Source organism: Methanocaldococcus sp. FS406-22 (genome assembly GCF_000025525.1).
In the GTDB taxonomy this organism is placed as follows: domain Archaea; phylum AGJL01; class Methanococci; order Methanococcales; family Methanocaldococcaceae; genus Methanocaldococcus.
Window position 1 is genome coordinate 316,900 of sequence record NC_013887.1, and the last position, 23,492, is coordinate 340,391.

Annotated in this window: 22 protein-coding genes and 1 CRISPR repeat array; of the genes, 3 read left to right on the forward strand and 19 right to left on the reverse strand. The window is 30.4% G+C overall.

All coding sequences use genetic code 11. From position 1 onward, the window contains the following. Nucleotides 1-57: 57 nt before the first annotated feature. The 3 genes from MFS40622_RS01660 to alaS all read right to left on the reverse strand — a co-directional run bounded on the left by MFS40622_RS01660 (nt 58) and on the right by alaS (nt 3,941). Nucleotides 58-990, reverse strand: coding sequence for a DNA cytosine methyltransferase (locus MFS40622_RS01660; protein ID WP_012979937.1), 933 nt, complete (start codon nt 988-990; stop codon nt 58-60). Between the two features lie 97 nt (nt 991-1,087). Beyond that, nucleotides 1,088-1,216, reverse strand: coding sequence for a hypothetical protein (locus MFS40622_RS09765; protein WP_012979938.1), 129 nt, complete (start codon nt 1,214-1,216; stop codon nt 1,088-1,090). Nucleotides 1,217-1,262: 46 nt separating this feature from the next. Beyond that, the gene (gene alaS, locus MFS40622_RS01665; RefSeq protein WP_012979939.1) at nt 1,263-3,941 is read right to left on the reverse strand and encodes an alanine--tRNA ligase; all 2,679 of its coding nucleotides are present in this window, start codon (nt 3,939-3,941) and stop codon (nt 1,263-1,265) included. Between the two features lie 520 nt (nt 3,942-4,461). Beyond that, nucleotides 4,462-5,490: direct repeats of the CRISPR family, unit length 30 nt; unit sequence GTTAAAATAAGACCGATTCGGTATGGAAAC. A 156-nt stretch (nt 5,491-5,646) separates the two neighbouring features. Between alaS and MFS40622_RS01670 the strand changes: the two genes are divergently transcribed. Continuing rightward, nucleotides 5,647-6,126 (forward strand): PUA domain-containing protein, encoded by a 480-nt coding sequence (locus MFS40622_RS01670; RefSeq protein WP_012979940.1) that lies wholly within the window; start codon nt 5,647-5,649, stop codon nt 6,124-6,126. Nucleotides 6,127-6,284: 158 nt separating this feature from the next. Further along, nucleotides 6,285-7,082, forward strand: a complete 798-nt coding sequence (locus MFS40622_RS01675) for a hypothetical protein (RefSeq protein WP_012979941.1) — start codon at nt 6,285-6,287, stop codon at nt 7,080-7,082. Between the two features lie 88 nt (nt 7,083-7,170). Here MFS40622_RS01675 and MFS40622_RS01680 read toward each other — a convergent pair whose 3' ends face one another. The 6 genes from MFS40622_RS01680 to MFS40622_RS01705 all read right to left on the reverse strand — a co-directional run bounded on the left by MFS40622_RS01680 (nt 7,171) and on the right by MFS40622_RS01705 (nt 13,295). After that, nucleotides 7,171-8,208: an NOG1 family protein gene (locus tag MFS40622_RS01680; RefSeq protein ID WP_012979942.1), complete on the reverse strand. Its 1,038-nt coding sequence runs from the start codon at nt 8,206-8,208 to the stop codon at nt 7,171-7,173. Between the two features lie 86 nt (nt 8,209-8,294). Beyond that, nucleotides 8,295-8,684 (reverse strand): DUF126 domain-containing protein, encoded by a 390-nt coding sequence (locus tag MFS40622_RS01685; protein WP_012979943.1) that lies wholly within the window; start codon nt 8,682-8,684, stop codon nt 8,295-8,297. Between the two features lie 134 nt (nt 8,685-8,818). Further along, nucleotides 8,819-9,259, reverse strand: coding sequence for an aspartate carbamoyltransferase regulatory subunit (gene pyrI, locus MFS40622_RS01690; protein ID WP_012979944.1), 441 nt, complete (start codon nt 9,257-9,259; stop codon nt 8,819-8,821). Between the two features lie 67 nt (nt 9,260-9,326). Continuing rightward, nucleotides 9,327-10,583, reverse strand: coding sequence for a CBS domain-containing protein (locus MFS40622_RS01695; RefSeq protein WP_012979945.1), 1,257 nt, complete (start codon nt 10,581-10,583; stop codon nt 9,327-9,329). Between the two features lie 242 nt (nt 10,584-10,825). Continuing rightward, nucleotides 10,826-11,905, reverse strand: coding sequence for an archaellin/type IV pilin N-terminal domain-containing protein (locus MFS40622_RS01700; RefSeq protein WP_012979946.1), 1,080 nt, complete (start codon nt 11,903-11,905; stop codon nt 10,826-10,828). Between the two features lie 316 nt (nt 11,906-12,221). Beyond that, nucleotides 12,222-13,295 carry an archaellin/type IV pilin N-terminal domain-containing protein gene (locus MFS40622_RS01705; RefSeq protein WP_012979947.1) on the reverse strand — a complete coding sequence of 358 codons (1,074 nt, stop codon included), beginning with the start codon at nt 13,293-13,295 and terminating at the stop codon, nt 12,222-12,224. Nucleotides 13,296-13,718: 423 nt separating this feature from the next. On the opposite strand from MFS40622_RS01705, the gene MFS40622_RS01710 reads away from it, so the two are divergent. Next, complete coding sequence (locus tag MFS40622_RS01710; protein ID WP_012979948.1) at nt 13,719-14,783, forward strand: transglutaminase-like domain-containing protein; 1,065 nt, start codon at nt 13,719-13,721, stop codon at nt 14,781-14,783. Here the strand turns inward: MFS40622_RS01710 and MFS40622_RS01715 are convergent. From MFS40622_RS01715 to MFS40622_RS01760, 10 genes are read right to left on the reverse strand one after another with little or no spacing between them, the layout of a single operon-like run. Continuing rightward, a complete protein-coding gene (locus MFS40622_RS01715; protein WP_012979949.1) occupies nt 14,760-15,524 on the reverse strand; it encodes an A24 family peptidase in 765 nt (254 codons plus the stop codon). The genes MFS40622_RS01710 and MFS40622_RS01715 overlap by 24 nt on opposite strands. Nucleotides 15,525-15,535: 11 nt before the next feature. Next, nucleotides 15,536-16,684: a hypothetical protein gene (locus MFS40622_RS01720; protein WP_232217818.1), complete on the reverse strand. Its 1,149-nt coding sequence runs from the start codon at nt 16,682-16,684 to the stop codon at nt 15,536-15,538. After that, nucleotides 16,681-17,046 carry a hypothetical protein gene (locus tag MFS40622_RS01725; protein ID WP_012979951.1) on the reverse strand — a complete coding sequence of 122 codons (366 nt, stop codon included), beginning with the start codon at nt 17,044-17,046 and terminating at the stop codon, nt 16,681-16,683. The genes MFS40622_RS01720 and MFS40622_RS01725 overlap by 4 nt, the downstream gene beginning before the upstream one ends. Next, nucleotides 17,043-17,600 (reverse strand): hypothetical protein, encoded by a 558-nt coding sequence (locus MFS40622_RS01730; RefSeq protein WP_012979952.1) that lies wholly within the window; start codon nt 17,598-17,600, stop codon nt 17,043-17,045. Before MFS40622_RS01730 ends, MFS40622_RS01725 begins: the two co-directional genes overlap by 4 nt. 2 nt (nt 17,601-17,602) lie before the next feature. Next, nucleotides 17,603-19,333 (reverse strand): type II secretion system F family protein, encoded by a 1,731-nt coding sequence (locus tag MFS40622_RS01735; protein ID WP_012979953.1) that lies wholly within the window; start codon nt 19,331-19,333, stop codon nt 17,603-17,605. A 2-nt stretch (nt 19,334-19,335) separates the two neighbouring features. Then, nucleotides 19,336-20,946 (reverse strand): type II/IV secretion system ATPase subunit, encoded by a 1,611-nt coding sequence (locus MFS40622_RS01740; protein ID WP_012979954.1) that lies wholly within the window; start codon nt 20,944-20,946, stop codon nt 19,336-19,338. Between the two features lie 5 nt (nt 20,947-20,951). Further along, nucleotides 20,952-21,323, reverse strand: coding sequence for a hypothetical protein (locus tag MFS40622_RS01745; protein WP_012979955.1), 372 nt, complete (start codon nt 21,321-21,323; stop codon nt 20,952-20,954). A 2-nt stretch (nt 21,324-21,325) separates the two neighbouring features. After that, nucleotides 21,326-21,823 carry a hypothetical protein gene (locus tag MFS40622_RS01750; RefSeq protein WP_012979956.1) on the reverse strand — a complete coding sequence of 166 codons (498 nt, stop codon included), beginning with the start codon at nt 21,821-21,823 and terminating at the stop codon, nt 21,326-21,328. Beyond that, nucleotides 21,820-22,731, reverse strand: a complete 912-nt coding sequence (locus MFS40622_RS01755) for a hypothetical protein (protein ID WP_012979957.1) — start codon at nt 22,729-22,731, stop codon at nt 21,820-21,822. The genes MFS40622_RS01750 and MFS40622_RS01755 overlap by 4 nt, the downstream gene beginning before the upstream one ends. Before the next feature lie 14 nt (nt 22,732-22,745). Continuing rightward, nucleotides 22,746-23,468 carry a hypothetical protein gene (locus tag MFS40622_RS01760; protein WP_012979958.1) on the reverse strand — a complete coding sequence of 241 codons (723 nt, stop codon included), beginning with the start codon at nt 23,466-23,468 and terminating at the stop codon, nt 22,746-22,748. Nucleotides 23,469-23,492 lie beyond the last annotated feature (24 nt).

The window sequence follows — 23,492 nt, forward strand, 5'->3', positions numbered from 1 at the left end:
TTAATAAAGGTTCATCAAAACTAACACCTCCTCGCTTACGCTCGGAGGTGTAAATTCTTATAATCTCTCTTTAACTTCTTTAGCTATAATTTTACTTAATATCGGAGGAACGCTTTCTCCAATTTGATTATATTGAGCATCCCTTCCTCCAAAAAACACAAAATCATCTGGATAACTCATTAATCTTGCCTGTTCTCTTACAGTTAATAACCTATCCTCATAAGGATGAATAAACCTACTTCTTCCTTTAACAGTTGGAGCTAACTTATGGGGATGAAGCCTATACCAATTAAACATCAACTTTTTCTTTCCTCTGTATCTATATAACGCCTCTTCCCATTTTAATTTTGATATCATTTCTACTTTTTCCTTAGAAAGTTTTTTGATTTCATGATTCTTAGCATCTTTTGGAATGTCTTTTAAAGCTTCTTCTACAACAACAATTTTATCAGCTTTCTTTGGTTTTAATTTTATATTTGAAATAAACATCCTCGCTCTTTTTGATGGATTTCCGTAGTCTTCAGCCCTCAATATATTGAAATAAACCTTATGTCCTATGTCTCCAAATAGTTTTTTTAACTCATCCTTAATTTCTTTAATTTGTGGAACATTTTCCATAACAAATATTAAATCATCATTTTTTTGTGTAAAGTAATTGACATAATCTATATAATATAGAACTAACCTACCAACTTTGTCTTTATATAACCTGTCTAATGGATTATCTTTAATTAGTTTATTTGCCTTTGTAAATGGCTCACATGGAGGAGAGCCGATAATGACATCAACTTTCTCATTTTTTATAAATTCATCAAATGCTTTTGGCGGAATCCTCTTTATATCATCCATCCACACTGGAGCTTTGATATTGTATAAATAAGTTTTAACAACTGGCTTAAAGTTCTCTATAGCTCCTAAAATTTTAAAGTTTTCATCTAAAAAACCTTTTGAAAATCCTCCACAGCCGGAGAATAAATCAATGACATTCATACTCTCACCGAAACTTTTAGAAAAAGTTAAACAAAAACTCTTCGAGTTTTTGTAGCCCGAAGCTAACGCTTCGGTTAAATAAAAACTCTTCGAGTTTTTATAGCCAGAAAGCTTTGCTTTCTGTTGAACAAATCCTAACGGATTTGTAGCCCGAAGCTAATGCTTCGGTTTCATCAAAACTAATGAACAAACTCCCAATGATTTTTATTAAACACTTCATACCCATATACCCACCAAAAGAAAAGAAAATAGATTATATTGCTAAAACAAATTTATTTATTTTTAATGAATTCAATAACTTTCTTTTTAATTTCCTCCACATCTCCTTCATATTTTCCTTGAGCTAAATGCTCTCTTCCTCCTCCTTTGGCAATATATCTTATAAGTTCAGCCATATTTATATCAACACTTTCTCCTCTTTTACATAGTATATTGTCCTTATCATTTAATAATACAACTATAGCATTTTCATTAGCTAAGTTATCAGCTATGTTCAACATCTCTTTTGGATTAGCCTCAACTTTCTCAACTAAAACTTTGTAATTTCCAATTGTCTCAAATTTATTCATTAATTCAAATTTCTTGAGTTCTCCTATCTTTTTCTCCAACTCCTCTATCTTCTTTCTCTGCTCTTTCCACTCTTCAAAGAATCTCTTTATAACTTTTGGTAGTTCTTCAGTAGGACATCTCAATATCTCTGCACTCTCCTCTAAAGTATCTTCCATTTCCTGCACTGCTTTTAAAGCACTTAAACCACTTGAGTAAATTAATCTCTCAACACCATCTTGCACTCTTTCAGTTTTAATAATCTTTATAAATCCAACCTCTCCAGTGTTTTGGCAGTGTGTCCCTCCACAAGCTTCAACATCAACTATATTCCCATTTTCGTCCTCAATAATAACTATCCTTAAGATATTGCCTGGAACAACCCCTCCTTGATATATTCTAAATCCAAACTTCTCCTCTGCTTCATTTCTATCCATAAATACACTTTTTACATTGTAGTTATTTAAAACAATTTCATTAGCTACTCTTTCAATCTCTTTCAGCTCTTCTCTGCTTATTCTCTTATAGTGAGTTATATCCAATCTTGCTTTATCTACATCAACATCTGAACCTGCCTGCCAAACGTGTTTTCCTAAAACTTTTTGAGCTGCAGCATTTATTATGTGTGTTGCTGTGTGGTTTCTCATTAAACTTAGCCTTCTATCCCAATCAATAACTCCTTTAACAGTGTCTCCTTCTTTTAGCTCATTATCTAAGTTCTCTATTTTGTGATATACAATATCATTTTCTTTTTGCACATCAATAACTCTAAACTTCTTATCTCCTTTTATTATATATCCTGTATCTGCCTTTTGCCCTCCTCCTTCTGGATAGAATGCAGTTTTATCTAAAATTACATAATCATTAACAACCTTTAAGATTTTTGCCTCAAACTCCTTCATCTTTGGATACTTATAGAATAATAGCTCTGTTTTTTCAACATCAACTTCTGGCAACTTAACTTTCTCTTTAACCTCTTCTTTATTCTCATGTCTTTCAGCAACTATTGTGTAAAAGTTATCTGGAATGCTGATATCTTTCCCTAAGGATTTAGCAACATCCTTAACTATTTCTGGTGGCAATCCATGGCTGTCGTACAACTCAATTAAATTATCTAAATCAATAGATTTTTTGCTCTTTAACAATCTTTCAACAATTCCTTTACCTCTTTCAATTGTCTGTCTATATTTATTTGTCTCAATTTCTAAGATTTCCATAATGTAATCTTCCATATCCAATAATTCTGGATATAAATCTCTCATCTCATTTAACTGCATTGCAACAATCTCAGTTATTGGTATTGAGAGATTTAGCCTATCCATATGCCTTAATGTCTTTCTTATCAGCATTCTAACTAAATAACCATCTTTAACGTTTGATGGAACTATTCCATCCCCCAACATGAAAGCTAAAGCCCTTGTGTGGTCAGCTATTGCATAGATATCTTCATAAGGCGATATTAGCTTGTCCAACTCATCAACTGGGATATTTACTTTCTTAGCTACCTCCTCTCTAAGCTTTCTCAAATCTCCAACATCCTTAACATCCATCAAACCAGCAACTTCAGTTATTTTAGCCAATATCTCTTTATCTATATCTTCAACTCCAGCATCATCCTTCAATTTATTGACGATATTTTTAAATATGGCATCGTATATTGTTGGTTCTCCAGTTGAAGCCCAAACAAATCTCTCAATTCCATATCCAGTATCAACTATTTTTAATGGAATCTCTTTGTAGCTATCTCCAACTTTCTCATACTGCATAAAAACAAGAGTTGCTAACTCAACACCGTGTGTTATTACCTCATAGCAAGGCCCTGCATTACCTCCTCCTTCCCACCAACTCTCAATAAATGTAATTGATTTCTCATCTATCCCTAATTTTTTAAAGAAGTTGAAGCAAAGCTCAACTGTTTCATCTTGCCAGTATTTGAAATCATCTTCTCTGTTAAAAGCATGATGCCCTCCCATTGTAAAGCATGTTAAATGCCTTCCAGTCCTTCCAACATTATCAATGTCATTTAATCTAATACATGGTTGAGCTATAACTAAAGGGTTAGCCTTTGGCTTAACTATCCCTTTAGTAACCCATGGTTGAAATACTGCTATAGAGGCGATTGTTAATAAAATGTCATCTCTCCATCTTCTTGCAGTTACTGGGGCTCTTTTTATTGGTTCATGTCCATGTTCTTTAAAGAAGTTTATGAATTCATTAACCATCTCTTTGTATGTATATGGCTTTTTTGTTATTGGTTTTCCAATGAATGAGTAGATATCGCATGGAGCATCTCCACATGTTTCTCTTTCAGGGTCTAAAGTCCAAAAGTATTGCCCACACTTTTTGCACTGCTTTCTTACAAATCCTAATTCATCAAATAATTTTACTTTATAATTGTGTTCCATCCCATCACCTTGATGATTTTTAATATTAAGTTAGCAATAATCTCGAGGTTATATTTAAATATTAATTTTCATAAGGAAGAAGATAAAAATGCTTATATATGAGTTTGTTGATAATTTTGATTAAGGTGTTTTTAGTGTCTGCTATATTGTTGGAAGTTTGTCTCGTTGAATGAACTTGGAATTTGATAAAGGTAATCATTAGTTGGTATTTGTTAATTTAGAGGATTTAAATTTAATTTCTAAGGATTTGTTGGTTTGATTATTTGAAATATTTATGTCTATTAAATTATTTGGATTTTTAAAAATTAAGGTTAAATAATTAGGTAAATAAAATTTCTCCAACCAATAAGTTAAATTTTTAAATTTAGAAAGATAAAAATACTCAATTTTGTTAAAAAAGAAAGATTTAAATATTAGTAGGTTTATAAATGAAGACAGTTATTTACCCTTAGAAAAATACACCACCAAAAAGTATAAATATAAGAAGAACAATAAAAAATAGGTTGTTGATGACTGCCCTGTTAAAATAAGACCGATTCGGTATGGAAACTATGTTAGAGATGCCATATAACAATATGACACGTTAAAATAAGACCGATTCGGTATGGAAACCCGTATCTACATAATTAGCCCTTGGTATTGTTGAGTTAAAATAAGACCGATTCGGTATGGAAACGTTTTTTCTCTCAAGTGCTCAACAATCTCTCTAGTTAAAATAAGACCGATTCGGTATGGAAACAAACTTCCACCACATCCATTAATGAAATAAAACCCAAGGTTAAAATAAGACCGATTCGGTATGGAAACAATGTAAATGTTTATTTAGATGAGGATTATGTTGGAAGTTAAAATAAGACCGATTCGGTATGGAAACAGTAGTTCATAGCAAAAATGACACTACTGCGGAGAGTTAAAATAAGACCGATTCGGTATGGAAACTTGGGGCAGGCGGGATAATAGGCGGTGTCGACGATAGGTTAAAATAAGACCGATTCGGTATGGAAACAACATTGAGAGTAATAGTTCCAGCTAACGCCCAAACAATCGTTAAAATAAGACCGATTCGGTATGGAAACAATTTCTATTTAATCTCTTTCCTGTATAACCATAATCAATTAGTTAAAATAAGACCGATTCGGTATGGAAACTTATTGCCCCACAAACTGGACATTTAAACTCTTCTGCCGTTAAAATCAGACCGATTCGGTATGGAAACAATTCAACGCCGACAACCCAGAACTTATACTTTAATTTTCTAGTTAAAATCAGACTGATTCGGTATGGAAACAAAATTCTTCAAAATTATTAAATTTCTTTTTCTCCATAGTTAAAATCAGACTGATTCGGTATGGAAACGTGGCTTCGGTGGCTACCAAATTGTCAGTATGAAGGAGGTTAAAATCAGACCGGTTCGGTATGGAAACTTCAAATCTTTATCCATATCGAGAATAAATACTTCTGTTAAAATCAGACCGATTCGGTATGGAAACATGATACTGAACACATCTTACTACATCGAGTTAAAATAAGACCGTTCCGGTATGAAACTAATGCTCTTTTAAAAAATATTATTTTTTATTAAAACTACTTAATATTTTTAATAAAAATAGATTTTTATATTTAAATAAATATACATTTGGTATCTAACCCTCAAATTAATAAGCAATAAAAAGGTTTAATGTGCAATATACTATAATGTGAAACTATGAAAGTGAGAGAGCTAAAAAAGAGGGAAATCGACTTAGTAAAAGAGGAGTTGAGTAAATATGCTAACGAAGATTTTGTTAAAGAGTTTGAATATGAAAATTTAGTAATCTTAGAGGGAAAGTGGCTTACCGTTTGTTATACAAATAAACAAACAATAAGGAATTTGAATAAGTTTCAGGATATATTTTCAGTTGGCAATGTATTTGGTGAAATTAAGAGAAAGTTTCGTTTGTCTTTAGAGGGCTTTACATTAATATCTCCAAATATAATAAACAACTATGCCATTATAAATGAAAAGGGGGAAATGTTATTTTTGTATGGGAGGGATATATTTAAAGAATCAATTATAGAAGTTAAAGGCTCTGGAAGAATTGCTGTTTTTAATAAAAATAGGGAATTTTTAGGAATTGGATTTTGGGACAACAAAATGATTAAAAATATAAAGGATAAGGGATGGTATTTGAGGGAAGGTGGCTAATCGATATTTAAATATGACTTTAATCATGAATAAGTGTTCTATTGATTATAGATATATAAAATGCGAAAGTCCTATTAAAGCTAACTACTAAATTTTTATATTGCTAAAAATTAAATTTAATATTAATTACACTCTTGGAATTTTAATAGGTGGAAACAATGAAAGCAAAAGAATTAGCTCAAAAAATTTTATTAGATATTTACAGAAACTTAGATGAATTTTCTAAAGACATAATTAGGGGAGATTTAGCAGATATTGAATTTAAAGGATTTTATCTAAAAGGAAAAAATGGAGAAAAGGCATATGTTAGAAATTTAGAGGATTTTGAGAACTTAGAAGATTTTGATGTGGAGATGAGAAAATATAGACTAAAAAGTATAAATTTAAAAAACTTAGATGATGGCTTGATGATAATTAATTTATCTTCGAGAGCAAGTAAAGAGTATAAGTTTGAGGCAAATGAATACTCAATAATCTACCCGTCAAACAACACAACCGTAGAGTTTAAAGAGAGAGTATTGAAGTGGATGGAGTTAGAGGATGATGAATTAGATGAAAAAATTATAGAGTTCGATACAAAGATGAATGAGATTCTTGAAGAGTTATTGGAAGAGATTGAAATAGATAAAGAAATTTCCGTCTATATTGATGTATTTATGGATGTAAATAAAATAGAAAACTTTGTAGAAAAGGATGATGAGAGGATAATAATTTGGATTCATCCAGTGTTTTTGTTCTCAAATGATGATGTATTGAGGGGACTTTTAGCTTATGAACTATCAAGATTTAAAAGTAAATTCTTAGAAGTGGGTTATAAGGATATAATAAAATACTGCAAGGAATTGAAAAAACTAACCAACAAAAAACCAAAAGTCCTTGAAAAAATTAAAGATATAGCAAATAGATATGGTGATACTGACTCTTTGAACTTGATAGATGAGATTGAGAATGAATAATTTGAATAACTAAGGCACTGATGAATCCCTTTTTAAGAAGGCATTCAACTATTTCTTATTATTTTAATAAGTTTTGAAAAACACTAAATTAAGTTTCTGATTCTTTATCTTTTAAAAATTCCTTTATAGCAGTTTTTTTAAGGCTTTCCTTTAACTCATCTAGGCCAATACCTTTATCGGCTGAGATTTTTAATATTTCACTTATTCCAAGTTCTTTTAATCTTTCTTCAATCGCTTTAATCCTTTCTTCATCTACTAAATCAATTTTATTTATAGCTACAACAATAGGAACTTTGAACAACTCTTTTATCTCTTTCAATAGATTTATCTGTTCTTCTATAGTATATCCACAAAATTCACTGGCATCTATTACAAATAAAATCAAATTAGCTAAATAGTTTAAAGCCAAAATTGCCTGCAACTCAATATCGTTCCTTTCATATAGAGGTCTATCCAACAATCCAGGAGTATCTACCATTTGAATCTCTTCCATATATCCAACATTTATTCCTTTAGTTGTGAAAGGATAGCTGTTTATCTCAACATCAGCTCCAGTGAGTTTTTTCAATAATGTTGATTTACCAACGTTTGGATAACCTGCTATAACTACTGTTGGTAAATCCTTAAATGTTGGTAAATCTTTTAACTTTTCTCTTGCTACAGCAACAAATGCCATCTCTGGATGAATCTGCTCTAATATAGATTTAACTCTACCAACAAACTCCTTCCTTAATTTTCCCGCCTGTTGGGGAGTTTTAGCTGCCCTAATTTTTCTTGCATATTCATTTCCCAATTTTCTAACCAATTCAGAAGCCCATTTAAATGCCCCCATTGATTTTTTGAAATCATCTATCCCTACTAAAACCTCAACCATCTCCTGATAAAATTTAGGTAGCTTTCTTACTGGAGGGGTCTTATCTATAACCTTTTGTAGGTTATCAGCAACAACCGAGGCAATAGTTCTTACTTTATGTTCTTCTACGAACCTTGCCTTCAATAACCAAGGTAATTCTTTCTTTCTCATCTCACTTGCAACTTTTTCTCCTCTTCTTAAAGCTTTAGCCATCAATTCATCAGGCATTAATATAGTTGGCATTTTTTTGAATGGATTAGCTTCTCTACTCATAAATCATCACCAAAAAAGTTTTTAATCATAGGATAAGATTAATGATAAAAGTAAGATAAAATAAATCTAAAAATAATTTTGATTTTTTATTTATTTAAAATTTTCACCACTCCTGTATTTCCATCAACAACAATTCTATCTCCTGTCTTTATTTTCTCAATATCTATTTTATCAACTAATGGAATCCCTCCTAAAATAGCTCCAGTAGCAACTATTGGCTCACATTCTTTATTAACTATTCCCTTTAAAATCCCTTTCTTTGCTAAACCATATATCACATAAGAACCTACAGTGCTACCTTTACCATAAGGAAAGACAAAGATTTTCCCTTTTAAAGATTGTCCATATAAATCGCTATCTTTATCTATAATGTTGCCTTCTTCATCAACTCCTCCCAAAAAAGAGAATGGTTTTTTTGAGACAATTGCTATTCCTTCAATAAGTCCTTTTGAAATACTCCTTCCTTTTAATTCCATAATAATCCCTCAATTTCAAAAAATTTACACCTCCGAGCGTAGCGAGGAGGTGTTAGGGGATATACCAATAAGGGGTTTCCCCTTATGGTTTGGAATCCTTCTTCCTTTTAGTTCCATAATAATCCCTTTAGATTTCATTCAAAAACAACCTCATTTAAGAACTTCTCACAGTAATAGCATCTAATTTTTAATGGGTTTTTACTTTCAATCTTAAATCTTCCTCTAATTTTTTCTTTATTTGTTATGCAGTTTGGATTTGTGCATTTTAATATTCCCTCAATTTCATCTGGAATTTGTGGTTTAAGTTTTTCAACAACTTTCCCATTCCTAATGATGTTAATGGTTACATCTGGAGAGATTAAAGATATTTTATCAACATCCTCTTTTTTTAATTCAATGCCTTCAATTTTTAAAATATCCTTCTTTCCTTTCTTTTTTGATTGGACATTTATAGCTATCATTACAGATGTCTCTTTTGGGACATTTAAAACCTTAAAAACCATTAATGCCTTTCCGGCATCTATATGGTCAATTACAGTTCCATTTGTAATTTTCTTTACTTTCAACTCCTCCATAAGAATCCCTTATAAATTAAAAATTAAGTGATAAACTTTAAAAGAACATTTAAGAAAAATTAAGAATTTATTCCTCTTTCTTAAACTCTTCTGGATTAAACTCCTCTGGAAACTGTCCCTTAACTATTCTACCAGTGTATTTTGGGTGGTGTTTTTCATAATCAGCTTCTAACTGTCTTAATACTGATTCTAATGACTCTTTCAATATGTCAATAAACTCCCATCTCTCATGCTCTGAAACATAGGCAATGTCTTCCCCTTCAGCTTCTAATTTGTTTGGTAATGATGCCTTTGGTCTTCCTTCTCCAACATACAGCTTATTTGGTGTTTTAACGTATGTTGTTATTCTGTAATATGGAACTCCTCCTTTATCTCTATCTTTTTTGATTGTTATTTTTATCCAGTGTATTCTTCCTGCGTGTTTAACCATCTTCTTAACTTCTGTTGCAATAATTCTCTCAGCGAGGTCTTTAAATTCAGGGTCTAACATGCCATGTAATTCAATTTCAATCATTGCCCCTTTCTTCAAATCAGCGATATATTTAATGATATCCAATCTTGTAACAATTCCTCTCAATGATTTTCCTTTAACTACTGGGACTCCTCTAATGTCATACTCTTGCATAACTCTTGCAGCATCTGCAGCACTTGCATCAACATCAACTGTTATTAATGGGGTGTTCATAATTAATCTAACTGGCTGACCCATTCTTGGAACTTTCTCCCCCTTAAATTCACCAACAGTCATTTTCTTCTTTGGTTTAAAGACTTTTTTCAATATATCTACTTCAGTAACCATTCCAACTGGGTTTCCTTCATCATCTACAACAACCAATCTACCGATATTGTTATCTCTCATTAAAGCTCTCGCTTTACCAATTGAGTCATTTTCGTTGATGGTTATAACGTTCCTTGTCATTATCTTTGTAACTTTTGTATCTTTCATTATTATTGACTTTGATGCTCTTGCCATTATGTCATAGTCAGTTATGATTCCAACCATTTTTCCTACACTATTAACTATTGGAGCCGCTCTCTGCCCACTATCCAACATCTCACACACAGCATCTAAGAATGGAGTATCTTCGTGTATGCAGTGTGCTTTATACATTAATGACCTAACTTCTTCATGTGTCGATGATGCCAACAATAAATCTCTCATGCTTATTAAGTAGTATTCTTCCTTACCATCTTTTTTCTCAACAACTATTAAATGATGGAATCCGTTTTCTTCCATTATACCTAATGCCTTTGAAACTGGTGTGTCAGGTGTTACTGTAACAACATCCTTAGTCATTATCTCTTTTACTGGTTCATTTAACATTAATCTCACCTTTTAACAGAAATTTTTGATGGTTAATATTATATCACATTTAATATTTAAAGTTTAACTGGAGAATGTGGAATTTAACTTTTATGTTTGCATATATTTAAATTTTAAATATTTAAATCTTCAAAAATAGTTAATCATTAACACTTCTTATGAAAATAAAAAGATTATCATAAATTTTTATATATAAATTATTGGAATTATTTTGATAAAAGAAAAAAGAAAAGTTAGGGGATTTATAATCTATCTTTTAATACAATCTTGACATCAACTTGTTTATATGCTCCTTGGTCAGAAACGACTTTTACAGGTATATTTACAGTGGTAACTCCACTTGTTTCCTCTTGGAAGCCCATACTTGAACCAAAGAAGAAATATATATCTTTTGATACTCTTTCTCTAGAGTGTAGTGTTCCAACATCCCATTCTGAAGTATAGAATTTAGCATCGATTGGTGTGATGTATTTATTGAATGCAAATCCTGTATTCCATCCTATGAATTTTGTAGCAGTTAGGGTATCACCACTGTAAGAACCGTTGACTGCACATGCATAGTAGAAATTGTTAAATCCTCCTGCATATAACCTCATAGATTGTCTATGTGTTGAGTCTCCCCATTGACTTACATCAGTTACCGATAAATCTTTACTATCATTAACTGCTGCAACTTTTGTAACTGAGTTTGGTGCGAGTATGTAATAAACGCTTGTATAGTTGTTTCCGTCATCACCGACCCATGTAGCATCTGGATATATTCCAGTTCTATTTAAAATACCTTTAAATGGTGTTCCATCATTTGTACATAGTAAGTATGCATCATAAGATTGTCCATTGTAATTTAAAGTTATTTTCTTTAAAGTTAACCCAGCAACTTCATTAGTTCCATCACTTTCTATTTTGACATTAGTTAATGCAGAGTCGTAGTAATTTTCTAAGGATATTGGAACTGGAACTATAATTCTTTCATCATATAAAGTTCCCCAACTACTATCTTTTGCTAAAGCGTTTAGTTTATATTTTGAAGCGTCAGAGGAATTATATAAAACGCCGTAGTAGTAATATTGTAAGACATCACCTAAATCCAAATCTCCTTCAACATCAATCTCTTTTGGAACTGCAACACCTATTGCTCCAGCATCGTATGCCATTGTTGTTGTAGTCCCCTCTAATGCTGATTCGGTCTTCTGCTGGCTGTTGTTAAATAATCCGCTACCCCATGCATAAAATACTGCTCCGACTACGATTGTAACTCCTAACACGATTAATAAAGCTAATATTGGAGATATTGCTTTTTTATTCTTTAACCAATCTATCATTCTCTCACCTCTCTCTTTCCCTCGAGTATCCCATTACGGGAGACCGTCATCGGGAGTAAAGATTATTTTATATGTTATTAAATTTTCTTTAATGTAGGTTGTTATGTATATACGAACTTCGTCTATATAAAATTTTCTATATGATTCATAAAGAAAACTTTAAATATGAAAATAAAACTTAAAATGTGAAATTTTATGAATAAATATATAATTTCTCATAAATTTTATTATTTTATTTTTGGAAAATAGATTTATATTAAAAATTTAGATTTATAAATATATATGGCAAATAAAAAAGAAGAAAAAGTTAAAGAATTTATTCATCATCATAGACAGTGAATTTAACTTTAACTTCTTTGGTTACTCCTTCGTTTGATACAACTTTTAATGGAACTTCAAAGGTCACATATCCATCGTTTGTGGTTCCTTTGTAGTTTGGCAAGTATAAGCTGTTAAAGAACAAGTATGTTTTTACGGTTTTTTCTGAGTTCTTTGGTAATGTTCCTACATCATATTCTGGGTTGTTGAATAATTTATCCAAGCATGTTGAAGAACTGCAGAACCACTGTGCAACCAATGTTCCAGGACCAAATCCTGGTTTTAACTCTTCTCCAGTAGCTGTGTATAACTTAACATTACTACAGTATGTTCCATAGTACGGCCATCCAGCTTCTACGAGTGGAGCAACTCCGGTTGTTGTATTAACTGAGTCCCAGTCAGATGAAGATATTGCTCCTGTTGTAGAGGATAACTTCCCATAAGTGTCTCTTGTCTGGTTCCATGCAATTGCATATCCAGTTGGGACTTCAAACATTCCTGATGAATTTACATACCCAACGAATAGAGTTCCATTTTTCATTAATAATTGATAATTATCATTAAGGTGTAGCCAGAACGCATAGAACTTTGCACTTATACTTTCAAAAGCATCTGTGTATGTCCCTCCCATATCGACTATTTGTGGAATTCCTCCAATAACTTTAACTCCTGTTAATTCATAACCTTCTGTATCAATTGTTACTGGAATTTCAACAATAAATCTTTCATCGTAGAATACTGTACCATATGTTGAGTTGTAACATCCATTACTTGTAGATGGTTTTGCAATCTTTCCATTACCACTTGGATAACCCAACCAAGAATCACTATCGTCCGCATCTTGGTATCTTATTTTGTCAATGCATGTTGCTGCAACTCTAATGGCCCCGGTATCATAGAACATGTTTGTTGTAGTCCCCTCTAATGCTGATTCGGTCTTCTGCTGGCTGTTGTTAAATAATCCGCTACCCCATGCATAAAATACTGCTCCGACTACGATTGTAACTCCTAACACGATTAATAAAGCTAATATTGGAGATATTGCTTTTTTATTCTTTAACCAATCTATCATTCTCTCACCTCTCTCTTTCCCTCGAGTATCCCATTACGGGAGACCGTCATCGGGAGTAATAACTTTATATGATTTTTATTAATTTATGTAGGTTGTTATGTATATCATATTACTTGTGCCATATATTATGCTAAAATGATATATAAATCTTACGATTTTTTTTAAAATATTATTATTTGATATTAATATTTTGACAAATAATAATAAAAGATATTTTGAAAGTTATTAAAATTTTCTTTAAAAATAGTTAGTTAATAAATATTTGTTTGAACAGTTTTAAACTCCTATAACAATCTCTTTATTGCATTCGCAACCATAGGCTTTGCTTAATTGGTGTGCTCAATAATTAGTTAAAAGTTTTATACTACACCAAATGTATAACAATTTCTATGAAAATCTAAATTCCGATAAAAAGGTGGTAGAATGAGAAGAATTATTTTAATGTTTCTTCTGTTTTTAATATTGACAAATACCTCCGCCTTTGAAAAAACCTACGACATAGACCATGTTAGCTATTACACATTAGCATCTGCTAAATTCCAAAAATTTGTAAAAAATGCAGAAATCATAACTCCATTAAATGCAGATAACAAAACAACAATAACAAAAGACACAATATTAGTAGGTACCCCAAACGACAATCCCTTAATAAAAAAATACATTTGGGCCTTTAAAATAAAAGTAAATGAAACCTTCCCAGGAAAAAATAAAGGAGTTATTGAAAAACAGATAATAAATGGACATACAGTTATTTTACTGGCTGGTTCAGACATACAGGGAACTTACGCATCTATAATAACATTTGCAAATCTAAATGACATTCCAGAAAAACCAATTATATGTGAAACGTCAAATGAAGTTAAAACCTACAGCATATCTCTTAATAGCGAATATTTCAGAGAGTTTGTTGAAGAAGAGATATTAACTCCAGAAGAAATTGAAAAAGTTAAATCCCTATCTAATAAATTAAGAGGAAAAGATAAAAAATCCACTATTGAAAATATAGCAAAATGGGTGGCAAATAATATACATTACGATTATAATAAGCTCCAAAAAATAGAACAGAACAAATATAAAAGTTGGAAAGATATATATAATACACCATTAAAGACTGTAAGCACAAAGAAAGGAGTTTGCTTAGATTATGCCACACTGACTTCTGCTCTATTGCTAAATAATAATATAACACCTTATATACTGGATGTTGCCCTTTATAATCCTTCATCATTAAAAATCTCATCATATCATACATCAGTGGCTGTAAAGATAAATAACACATACTTTGTCATAGACCAACAACCAAATCTTATCCCAATAAATGAATATGTAACAACTACATTTATGAGAAATCAAAAAATTGCCAGTATTGTAATGTTTAAAGTTGTAAAGGAGAGGGATAGCATAAAATTAATAAAAGAAAAGGAAATACCAACTGTTGCAATATATGAAGATTTAATAAAACTCTTAGAAATGAGATTTAACAACTAACTCAATTATTTTAAAAATTGCTGGGAAAGGATATATCATATATAAAACATAAGAAAAACTTATAAAAACCAAAAAAGGGATTTGTGGAGTAACCCAAACTTTTCCTTTGTATATTTTTTTATCTTCTTTTTCTTCATTTATATTAGGAATTAACGAAAAGTTTTCATCATCTCCCATAATGCTCTCAAATTTTTTAACGTCATCTATATCTTTTTTTAATGCTATAAACAATAATGGCAAATTTTTTAACTTTAATCCTTTGTAGCTTTTGTTTTTTATATTTATTAATAGGATAGCCAAGCAGTAGGGAATAACAAACAGTATTGCATTTAAAAAAATAACGAATGTAAAAAACATTCCTTTTAAATATCCCAATCCCATTAAAAATTTACAATCTCCACCGCCCATAAAGTTGAGATAGTATAAAAAAATCCCAATTAAATAAAATATCAAAAAAGATAATGCAAAGTATGATTTAAACAAAATAAATGACAATAAAAATAAAAATATCCCAACATAAACTAACTTATTAAACTTTTCATATCTAACAGATATGGTAATAAATAAAATAGCAAGAATCTCAATAAAAATGGTTAATAAACTTTTATTATATAGAAAATGAACTAAAACCCCTACCCAAAGCATGGATATCCATAAAAAATCGCTGACTTCCCTTTTTTTCCAATCCTCAACTGCTCCATATATCGAACAAATCAATCCATATATATAAGCTAAATCCATACTTTCACCGATTAGCCAATATTCCAGCTTTGATATTCAAAAGAATTATTTAAAGATGAATAAAACATTCTTGGAGTTATTATAGAAATATCAGCTAAAACAAATCCTTTTGAAGAAATTCCTTTTTGTGGATTAAAAATTGTTATATTATGATTGAATTCCTTAGAATGTAAAGAGACATAAAGCATTGATGAATTACCATAAATAACATTGAAATAGTTATTTTTGCAGGATTCATTAAGAATAAAGTAAGAAGTATCGGTAAAATTGTTTATACTCTCATTAAGATTATAATTAAAAACTACATCTGAATAGTTGTTTAACAACTCAATATTAATTGGGGGAATTGTATCATTAAAAATAAAGCTACTGCTACTGTTAATTATTACAGTATAGTTTTTTTGAGAACTTTTAACATATAGTATTCCAGAAAAACTCCCATTTATTGATATATTTATATAGGTCTTATTCAAATAACTGTTAAAGTAGCCACTCGTATTTATAAAAGATACATTTTCTGCCAATGAGTTATTAAAAGTATTTTTTGCCATGATAAATATAGCAAAATCTCCCTCTTTTGATACATTTAAAATATAATAATATAACAATTTCCAGCAATTGGTGTTGTTATAAATGGTCTCATTAAGTATTAAATTTCCAAATCTATCATAAATGAATACCTTAGCATAATCTCCACCACTGATATTAAAACTTCCAGCAACTGAACTATTTTCAGAGATATTTAACGAGAGATTTTTGCTGAATGTGGGATTTGATACATTTAAACTTCCGTTAAACGATTCACCAAATCCATGATTTGAGATATTATATGAGAAATTTCCATTATATAAAGAAAAATTGAATGTCAGATTTTTTGCCTCGTATTTTATGTTGGAATATACTATCTTTTTATAATTAATTTCAATACCTTCATCTTTATAGTTATTTTTTAGCATCTCTAACTTTTCACTTAAATTTGAGTTTGAATTTAAAGAACATACTAAACAACTTTCTATTGAGTTTTTAACATCCTTCATTTTAAATACTGCTAAATAAGAGTTGTCAGAAACTTGAGAGCTAAAACCAAGTAAGAAAAACAATATTAACCCAATAGATAAAATAACTCCACCAATGATAAAAAACTGTCCTTTTTTATTCATCTCCACCATAGTATCAACCTTAACTTATAGAAATTTACTGAGGTGTTATTTTCAAATATAAAATTTCTCTCAACAATAACCCCACTCTTTGCATCAGAATACATTAACTTCCCATTTTTATAAATCTCAAAACCATAACCAATGTTGCTTGGTAACTCTATTTTTTTGTAGAGAGAGGAGATATTTTCAAAATCTCCCTCTTCAATATATGCAGAGTATAACGCATTATATCCAATAAATTTTAGAGAGAGGTTGTAGTCAAAATTCTGAGATGCTACCAAATAGGAAAAAATAAATATAACCATAATACTTGCAACTGTTGCCTCTATGATTCTAATAAATCCTTTATTGTTAAATATCATCTTCCCACATCCAGCATTCCGTAGTATTTAACTGATATATTCTCATTTTTATCAACTATACAGAATGGAACTTCAAACAACTTATTACAATTAATTGTCTGAAACTCTCTATATTCAATAGAGTAATTTTTTGGATAAATTATCTTAATATCCTCATACTCCCCCCTTTTATATTCTGCAGAGACATTATAATTCCCAACGATTTTCAAGAACTCATAATTTTTTGTTACAATGAATTCATCCTTGGGTGGGGAGTATGCAATAATATATGAACCGTTTAAGCTTTCAAGATATCTTACTAATTCTCTACTTTCAGATGTATTTTTAAGCACAAATCCCTCGATAATATAGCTTATTTTATTAACTTTAAAGTTAAAAATTAGATCTCCCTTTACAGGAGAAAAATTATATTTTAAATCGTTATAATACATCAAAAACTCTTTTCTTGCGTCTTCAACATCATAAACGCCACTATATAAATTAACAACTTCAGCTACAACATAGGCAGATACAATTAAAAATATAACTGTTGCAAGCAAATAATCTAATTCCATTTTTATCCCCCAATATAGAGCTTGAACAGCAAATATCCAACAATTAACATTACCAATATATGCTTTATTCCAGCAATAACTGACCTTTCAGTTAATATCCCCAAAGATGCTCCAGAGAATATGGAATATATCAAAATCCCCTGAAACAAATAGTTCTTATAAAACTCAATACCTAAACCTTGAACATTTTTTAGTAAAGTTGGTAGAAGAGAATGAATCATAATATAGGACGTTCCAAGGTATAGGAAAAATGAGAGATAGATAACAACCACATATATAAACTGCCTTGCACTTATTTCCCTCTTCATTTCACTCAATCTATATGCATGAACTGTTACTGAAGTTAAGATATCCTTTATATCTCCACCTGAAACAGCACACTCTTTTAATATAGATGCAATTCTTTTGGCAATGAGAGACCTCTCTGTTCTTTCTAAATCAGCAAATACCTCATTTACAGGTCTTCCCCAAGACATCTGAATAGCCATTTTTTTAATAATTTTTGTTAAAGGACCGTAATTTGTTCTTGCACAAACCTGCATCGCCCTAATTATATCCATTCCACTTCTCACAGCCATGGTTAAATCATTTAAAAATATGGGGTAGTATCTTTCCTTTTGATTTTCAATGATAAAACGCCAATAACTTGTTAAAATAAATGGGAGAATAAGAAACAAAATTCCAAACATTAAGAAGTCAGTTCTATGGAGTGTAAAGATTGACTTACCAATAAAAAATAGGAGAAAGAAAATCATAGATAGCATCCAAAAAAATAAGGTAATAAAATGAATTGGCTTCCATTTAAATTTCATTTTTATGCCTTCTATTTCTGGTTCATCAAATTCTTTCAAGACATCCAACAAAGATATGTTTAACTTAAAATCTTTTGGTAGTATCCCATAAACCAATCCCATATATATTATTGATGCTATTGGTACCCACAGATAAAACGTTAGTGGAAGTAACCTTGGGTCTCCAAAAAACGACATTGTTTGCAAGATTGCACTAATCGATGAAGCTACAGGAACTGTCATAACTACAAATAGAGGAATCATACCACACGCTATCACATAAAACTCAGATAGTATTTCAACTTTTTCAATAGCTTCCAACAACTCTAACTTTCTCTCTTCCATCAATCTCTCGTATATTTCATAAAAAATGGTTTTCATCTCTGCTCCAACTATTAATGAGGCTACTATGTTATAATAAACTGCTGACAATTTTTTGCTTGGTGTTATCCTTGCCCTTCTTAAAAACGTTGTTATAATATCGTAATTAAATACTTTCGTATCTTTAACTATTTCTTTTGCCTCTTTGCTCATTCCTCCGTAGATATCTTCTTTTGACAGAGAACTAAATATTTCAACTACAGGAATATTTGCTGAAGATAAGGCAGAAATAAAGGCAAATGCATATGGTAGATTTTCATCTATACTCTTGGCTTTTTCTTCAGCTAAGATATATGGATATAGAACTCCAAGAAAAATGGTAACAAAAACTCCACCAAGAAGTGCAAATATTGCGTAAAATATATTGAACAATATTAGAAAAAGGATAAACATTATAAAACCTACAATAATAGAAGTTAAAAACACCACAGGCAAATATGTAGATGATACTGCATTTATTCCCGCCTTTAACAAGATTTCATCAAATTTTTCATCCTCTATCTTAAAAATTTTTATAGCCAATTTATAGTATTTTAGTTTTAAATTGGCAAAAAAACCCAAATTTAATCACCTTTGTGATATTTTTTATACTCACATATCTTTTTAACAAATTCTTCAAAATTTGGTCTTGTTTCACATAAATTCCTCAAAAACTCTGCCCTATTATAAAGCTCATTAATAATTTCTTTTTCTGAAATTCCAATGAATTCAGCTATTCTTCTTAATAGATAACTTTTTCCAGAAAATTCAAATGTATCTTCTTCAGGATTCCACCAAAAAACGTCATGTAATATAATATCATCAATTTTTGGGTCGTATTCAACAATTTCTGTTATACTTTTAGTTCTTCTAACAAATTTTCCTTTATAAATTAGTCTAACTTGCATACATATGGCATTTAGTTGTTCAAGCATAATCTTTGGGATATTCATCGGCTCTGCGTTCAACCTTCTTATAACCGCCTCTGGAGATTTAGCATGTATCGTTGATAACGCTAAATGTCCTGTGGTTATTGCTTGAAATAATATTTTTGCCTCTTCCCCCCTAACCTCTCCAACAATTAAATAATCGGGTCTCTGCCTTAACGCTGCTTTTAGCAAATCCATCATTGTTATTTCATACTCTTTCCCACCAAAACCTCCTCTTGTAGTTCCAGCAATCCAGTTTTCATGATATAACCTAATTTCTGGAGTATCTTCAATGGAAACAATTTTCATCTGTGGAGGGATAAAAAGGGAGAAAGCATTCAACAATGTAGTTTTTCCAGTAGCAACTTCTCCAGCAACCATAACTGAATTTTTATATTCAATAAGTAACCAAAGATATGCAAGCATCTCTGGAGAAATACTGCCATATCTTATTAAATCTGTTGGTAGTATAGGAGTGTGGGTAAATTTCCTTATTGTAAATGTCGAACCGTATCTTGATATGTCCTTTCCAAGAGTTACATTTAATCTGCTACCATCAGGAAGAGAACCATCAACTATTGGATTAGCTAAAGTTAAAGATTTTCCACATCTTTGAGCCAAGGATATACAAAATGAATCCAACTCTTCATCAGTTTCAAATTTTATATTCGTCTTTAAATGCTCATATTTTCTGTGAAATACATATACTGGTTTTCCAACTCCAGTACAACTAATATCTTCTAAGTTTTTGTCTTTCATAAGAACATCTATCTTCCCATATCCAATGAGATATTTAACTAAATAGTAAATTAGCTTATGTCTTGTTACCTCATCCAATGTTAATTTTAAATCATCGAAGATTTCATTAATCCTTTCTTTTAAATACTCTTCTAACTTTTCTTTTTCTATCTCTTCAACTGGGATGTCTAATAATACTTGCACGACTTTTCTTAATTTTAGAAATAATTCTATTTCTTCTTTGGTTAAAATTGGTTCAATAACAATATATTTTTTTAATTTTTCCACCCTATCATAACCAATTACAACATCAGCCATACCAATTGTCATTTTTTCATAGATTTCAAGGTTTTTAATTTCTTCATAAACTTCTTTTAGTAGGTTTATATAATTCTCATCTCCCTTTTCATCTTTTTTTGCATCTTTTTCCAACTTAAAAATTCTTTTGATATTATTGATATTAAAATCAATCTTTATGTTTTTCTCTGAACCCTTACTAACTAATTTTTTTAGAGCTTTTATTTCCATAATTATCACTTTACATAAATCATGTAGGTGTTATTAACTTTTTCACATGAGATTTTGGAAATTTCAGAAAGCTTATTTTTTGCAAATTGGATGTTGTTGCTAAACTTATGAACATAGGTTTTATTTTGGAAAATTATGGTAAATGAATTATTTTCAAATACAACCTTACAATTTAGCTTTATTTTTTTGTATAGCGTTATATTTCCCTCATTTGCCAAAACTACTGCATTCATGACTTCTGAGGATATTTCCCTATCTACTTTATTGATATACCTATACTCCCCAACTTCAGCTAGCTCATAATAAATTGTAGAGGCAAATAGAATAACTAAAACTGAAACTCCCATGAGAAGGATAGCTTTTACAACAATATGCATATTTATCCCATTAATATATCATAGACATAAACTTTTGAGCGATTAACGTAGTAGTATCTTATGTTGTTGGAGTAGTTTATTGTTACATTTCCTCCAAAATCATAAATCGATGAATTTATATATTTTATATAATAAACATCTGAATATGGGGCTGAAATGTTATAAATAAAGATATATAATGTCCCTCTTTCAAGATAAACATCATAATCAATTCCTTCAATAGTAGTTACCTTAAATGATACATAATCTGTTCCATTGGAGATTTTAACACTCTGTTCTTTTAAAATAATCTTAGTTTCATCAAATGTTCTTTCTGAATTTACTCCACTACATATCACGTCATTTATTAAGTTTTTTATAATTTCAATGTTCTTTTCCTCTTTTTCTTTTGAAACATGACTTAAAGTTGTGTCTATTATATTATTTCCCCATTCATACGCAATAATGGAGAATGCAAAAAGAGTTGTTATAACTAAAATAGTGGATATGTAGGTGTTCATCTTCTTCCCCTTCTACTTAAATAGATAGCTAATCCTATCATTCCAAAGCCAATGATAATTCCAATAAAACACAGCAAATATCCAGTTATAGGCTTTGTGGAGTTTTCAGAGTTTTCTTCTCCCAATACTATTACATCGTTAAGTGTTGAATCATAAAGTTTTACATACAAATATGGTTCTTCTAAGTAGGCAGTTTTATTTGAGATAAAAACATTATATCTTTTTTTAAATGTAAATGTCCCTTTTGGATTTTTGATAATGTAGGAGGTTTCATTTTCATTAATTGATGTGACGTTCATAATAGAGTATCCACAAAACTTAGATGCATTAAAGAATTTTGTATAGTAAATATTACAAATTGAAGAAATATCATCCAAATAAATCAAACTTATGACTTTTTTATCTGTTTTATTATACTCCAAGATATATTTTCCATTTGTCTCAGCCAACTTATCTTCTGCCATTATAGCTATTTTTACATCAGATGGCGGGATTCTCATTCTGATTGGTCCTCCAAGGGAGCCTATATAATCTTCAAGTTGTGGAATTGTTATGTTTATTGTATTATTGACTTTTTCAAGAGTAAAGTTGTAGTAAAATACAACAGAATTTGAGGAATTGCTGTATAACAGATTAGAGTAGTTGTATCCATATATTTTCTCATACAAAATGATTCCAGCAGATTTTACATAATAAGGGTTGTTTGTTCCATTTATTATGTCTTTAACATAGGCAGTATTGTTTTTTACTGTAATATACAGTATTTCGTTGTAGTTTATACTTTCATAAGGGACACTTACACTTGAAGTGTTCTTATAGGTTGTATTTGAGATATCTGAAATATTCTCGGCATAAATAAAAGATAATCCAAAAACACATAAAATTAATAAACCAATTATCTTTTTCATAGTCTTCCCTCCTATTAGCTAATTTCAAATGTTATTTTTTTCTCAACATCTCCATACTTCGTTGAAGCAACAATCTTAAATATTATTGTATTTGGAACTTTTGTATTATTTATTAGGATGTAGTAGCTTATACTTTTCTTAGAATCTCCTTTCAGTAAAAAACTCTTTGTTGGGCAGTTTAAATCAATTAAATCGAGTAAATTTGAGGTGTTTAGTGCATTTCCGTTAGATGCAGCAGCATAATATAACTTTCCATTTTCATCATAAAATTTCATTGAAGAGTAATATGTTGTTCCATTAAAATAAACATAATATCCACTATAATTGTAAGGATTTCCATCCCTATCCAATAACAGGCTGTTATTGTTCTCATCTATATTTACTGATGCCCATGAAACATTTGGAGTTAGGCAATATATTCTTGTATTCACAATTAAATCGTCTTTAATATTATTAATGAACTCTAATCTTATCGTTTCTATAAACCTTTCTTCCGGATTATTTGTTATCTGATTATCTCCATTTAAGTCAAGGTTTGTAAAATAGTAGGTATCAATCGTGGAAATTTCTATAGGCTTTATAACCTCTCCTATGGATGATGTTATTGTAGGGGTTATTTTTTCGGTTGCATCATTAAATACGTTGTTGCTCCATAGATAATACGCAGTGCCGATAACTATCGCTGTTCCTATTAATAACAACATAGTTATTATTAGAGACATTCCAGAGTTGTTCATATAACCACCATTAAGTTTATGTAG

Excerpts from the sequence above, each read along its gene's own strand:
- MFS40622_RS01695 (WP_012979945.1), bottom strand. The coding sequence starts at position 10,583 with ATGTTAAATGAACCAGTAAAAGAGATAATGACTAAGGATGTTGTTACA.
- MFS40622_RS01680 (WP_012979942.1), bottom strand. The coding sequence starts at position 8,208 with ATGAGTAGAGAAGCTAATCCATTCAAAAAAATGCCAACTATATTAATG.
- MFS40622_RS01715 (WP_012979949.1), bottom strand. The coding sequence starts at position 15,524 with ATGGATTTAGCTTATATATATGGATTGATTTGTTCGATATATGGAGCA.
- MFS40622_RS01760 (WP_012979958.1), bottom strand. The coding sequence starts at position 23,468 with ATGAACAACTCTGGAATGTCTCTAATAATAACTATGTTGTTATTAATA.
- alaS (WP_012979939.1), bottom strand. The coding sequence starts at position 3,941 with ATGGAACACAATTATAAAGTAAAATTATTTGATGAATTAGGATTTGTA.
- MFS40622_RS01670 (WP_012979940.1), top strand. The coding sequence starts at position 5,647 with ATGAAAGTGAGAGAGCTAAAAAAGAGGGAAATCGACTTAGTAAAAGAG.
- MFS40622_RS09765 (WP_012979938.1), bottom strand. The coding sequence starts at position 1,216 with ATGGGTATGAAGTGTTTAATAAAAATCATTGGGAGTTTGTTCATTAGT.
- MFS40622_RS01685 (WP_012979943.1), bottom strand. The coding sequence starts at position 8,684 with ATGGAATTAAAAGGAAGGAGTATTTCAAAAGGACTTATTGAAGGAATA.
- MFS40622_RS01745 (WP_012979955.1), bottom strand. The coding sequence starts at position 21,323 with ATGCATATTGTTGTAAAAGCTATCCTTCTCATGGGAGTTTCAGTTTTA.
- MFS40622_RS01660 (WP_012979937.1), bottom strand. The coding sequence starts at position 990 with ATGAATGTCATTGATTTATTCTCCGGCTGTGGAGGATTTTCAAAAGGT.
- MFS40622_RS01710 (WP_012979948.1), top strand. The coding sequence starts at position 13,719 with ATGAGAAGAATTATTTTAATGTTTCTTCTGTTTTTAATATTGACAAAT.
- MFS40622_RS01740 (WP_012979954.1), bottom strand. The coding sequence starts at position 20,946 with ATGGAAATAAAAGCTCTAAAAAAATTAGTTAGTAAGGGTTCAGAGAAA.
- MFS40622_RS01700 (WP_012979946.1), bottom strand. The coding sequence starts at position 11,905 with ATGATAGATTGGTTAAAGAATAAAAAAGCAATATCTCCAATATTAGCT.
- pyrI (WP_012979944.1), bottom strand. The coding sequence starts at position 9,259 with ATGGAGGAGTTGAAAGTAAAGAAAATTACAAATGGAACTGTAATTGAC.
- MFS40622_RS01675 (WP_012979941.1), top strand. The coding sequence starts at position 6,285 with ATGAAAGCAAAAGAATTAGCTCAAAAAATTTTATTAGATATTTACAGA.
- MFS40622_RS01720 (WP_232217818.1), bottom strand. The coding sequence starts at position 16,684 with ATGAATAAAAAAGGACAGTTTTTTATCATTGGTGGAGTTATTTTATCT.
- MFS40622_RS01750 (WP_012979956.1), bottom strand. The coding sequence starts at position 21,823 with ATGAACACCTACATATCCACTATTTTAGTTATAACAACTCTTTTTGCA.
- MFS40622_RS01725 (WP_012979951.1), bottom strand. The coding sequence starts at position 17,046 with ATGATATTTAACAATAAAGGATTTATTAGAATCATAGAGGCAACAGTT.
- MFS40622_RS01755 (WP_012979957.1), bottom strand. The coding sequence starts at position 22,731 with ATGAAAAAGATAATTGGTTTATTAATTTTATGTGTTTTTGGATTATCT.
- MFS40622_RS01730 (WP_012979952.1), bottom strand. The coding sequence starts at position 17,600 with ATGGAATTAGATTATTTGCTTGCAACAGTTATATTTTTAATTGTATCT.
- MFS40622_RS01705 (WP_012979947.1), bottom strand. The coding sequence starts at position 13,295 with ATGATAGATTGGTTAAAGAATAAAAAAGCAATATCTCCAATATTAGCT.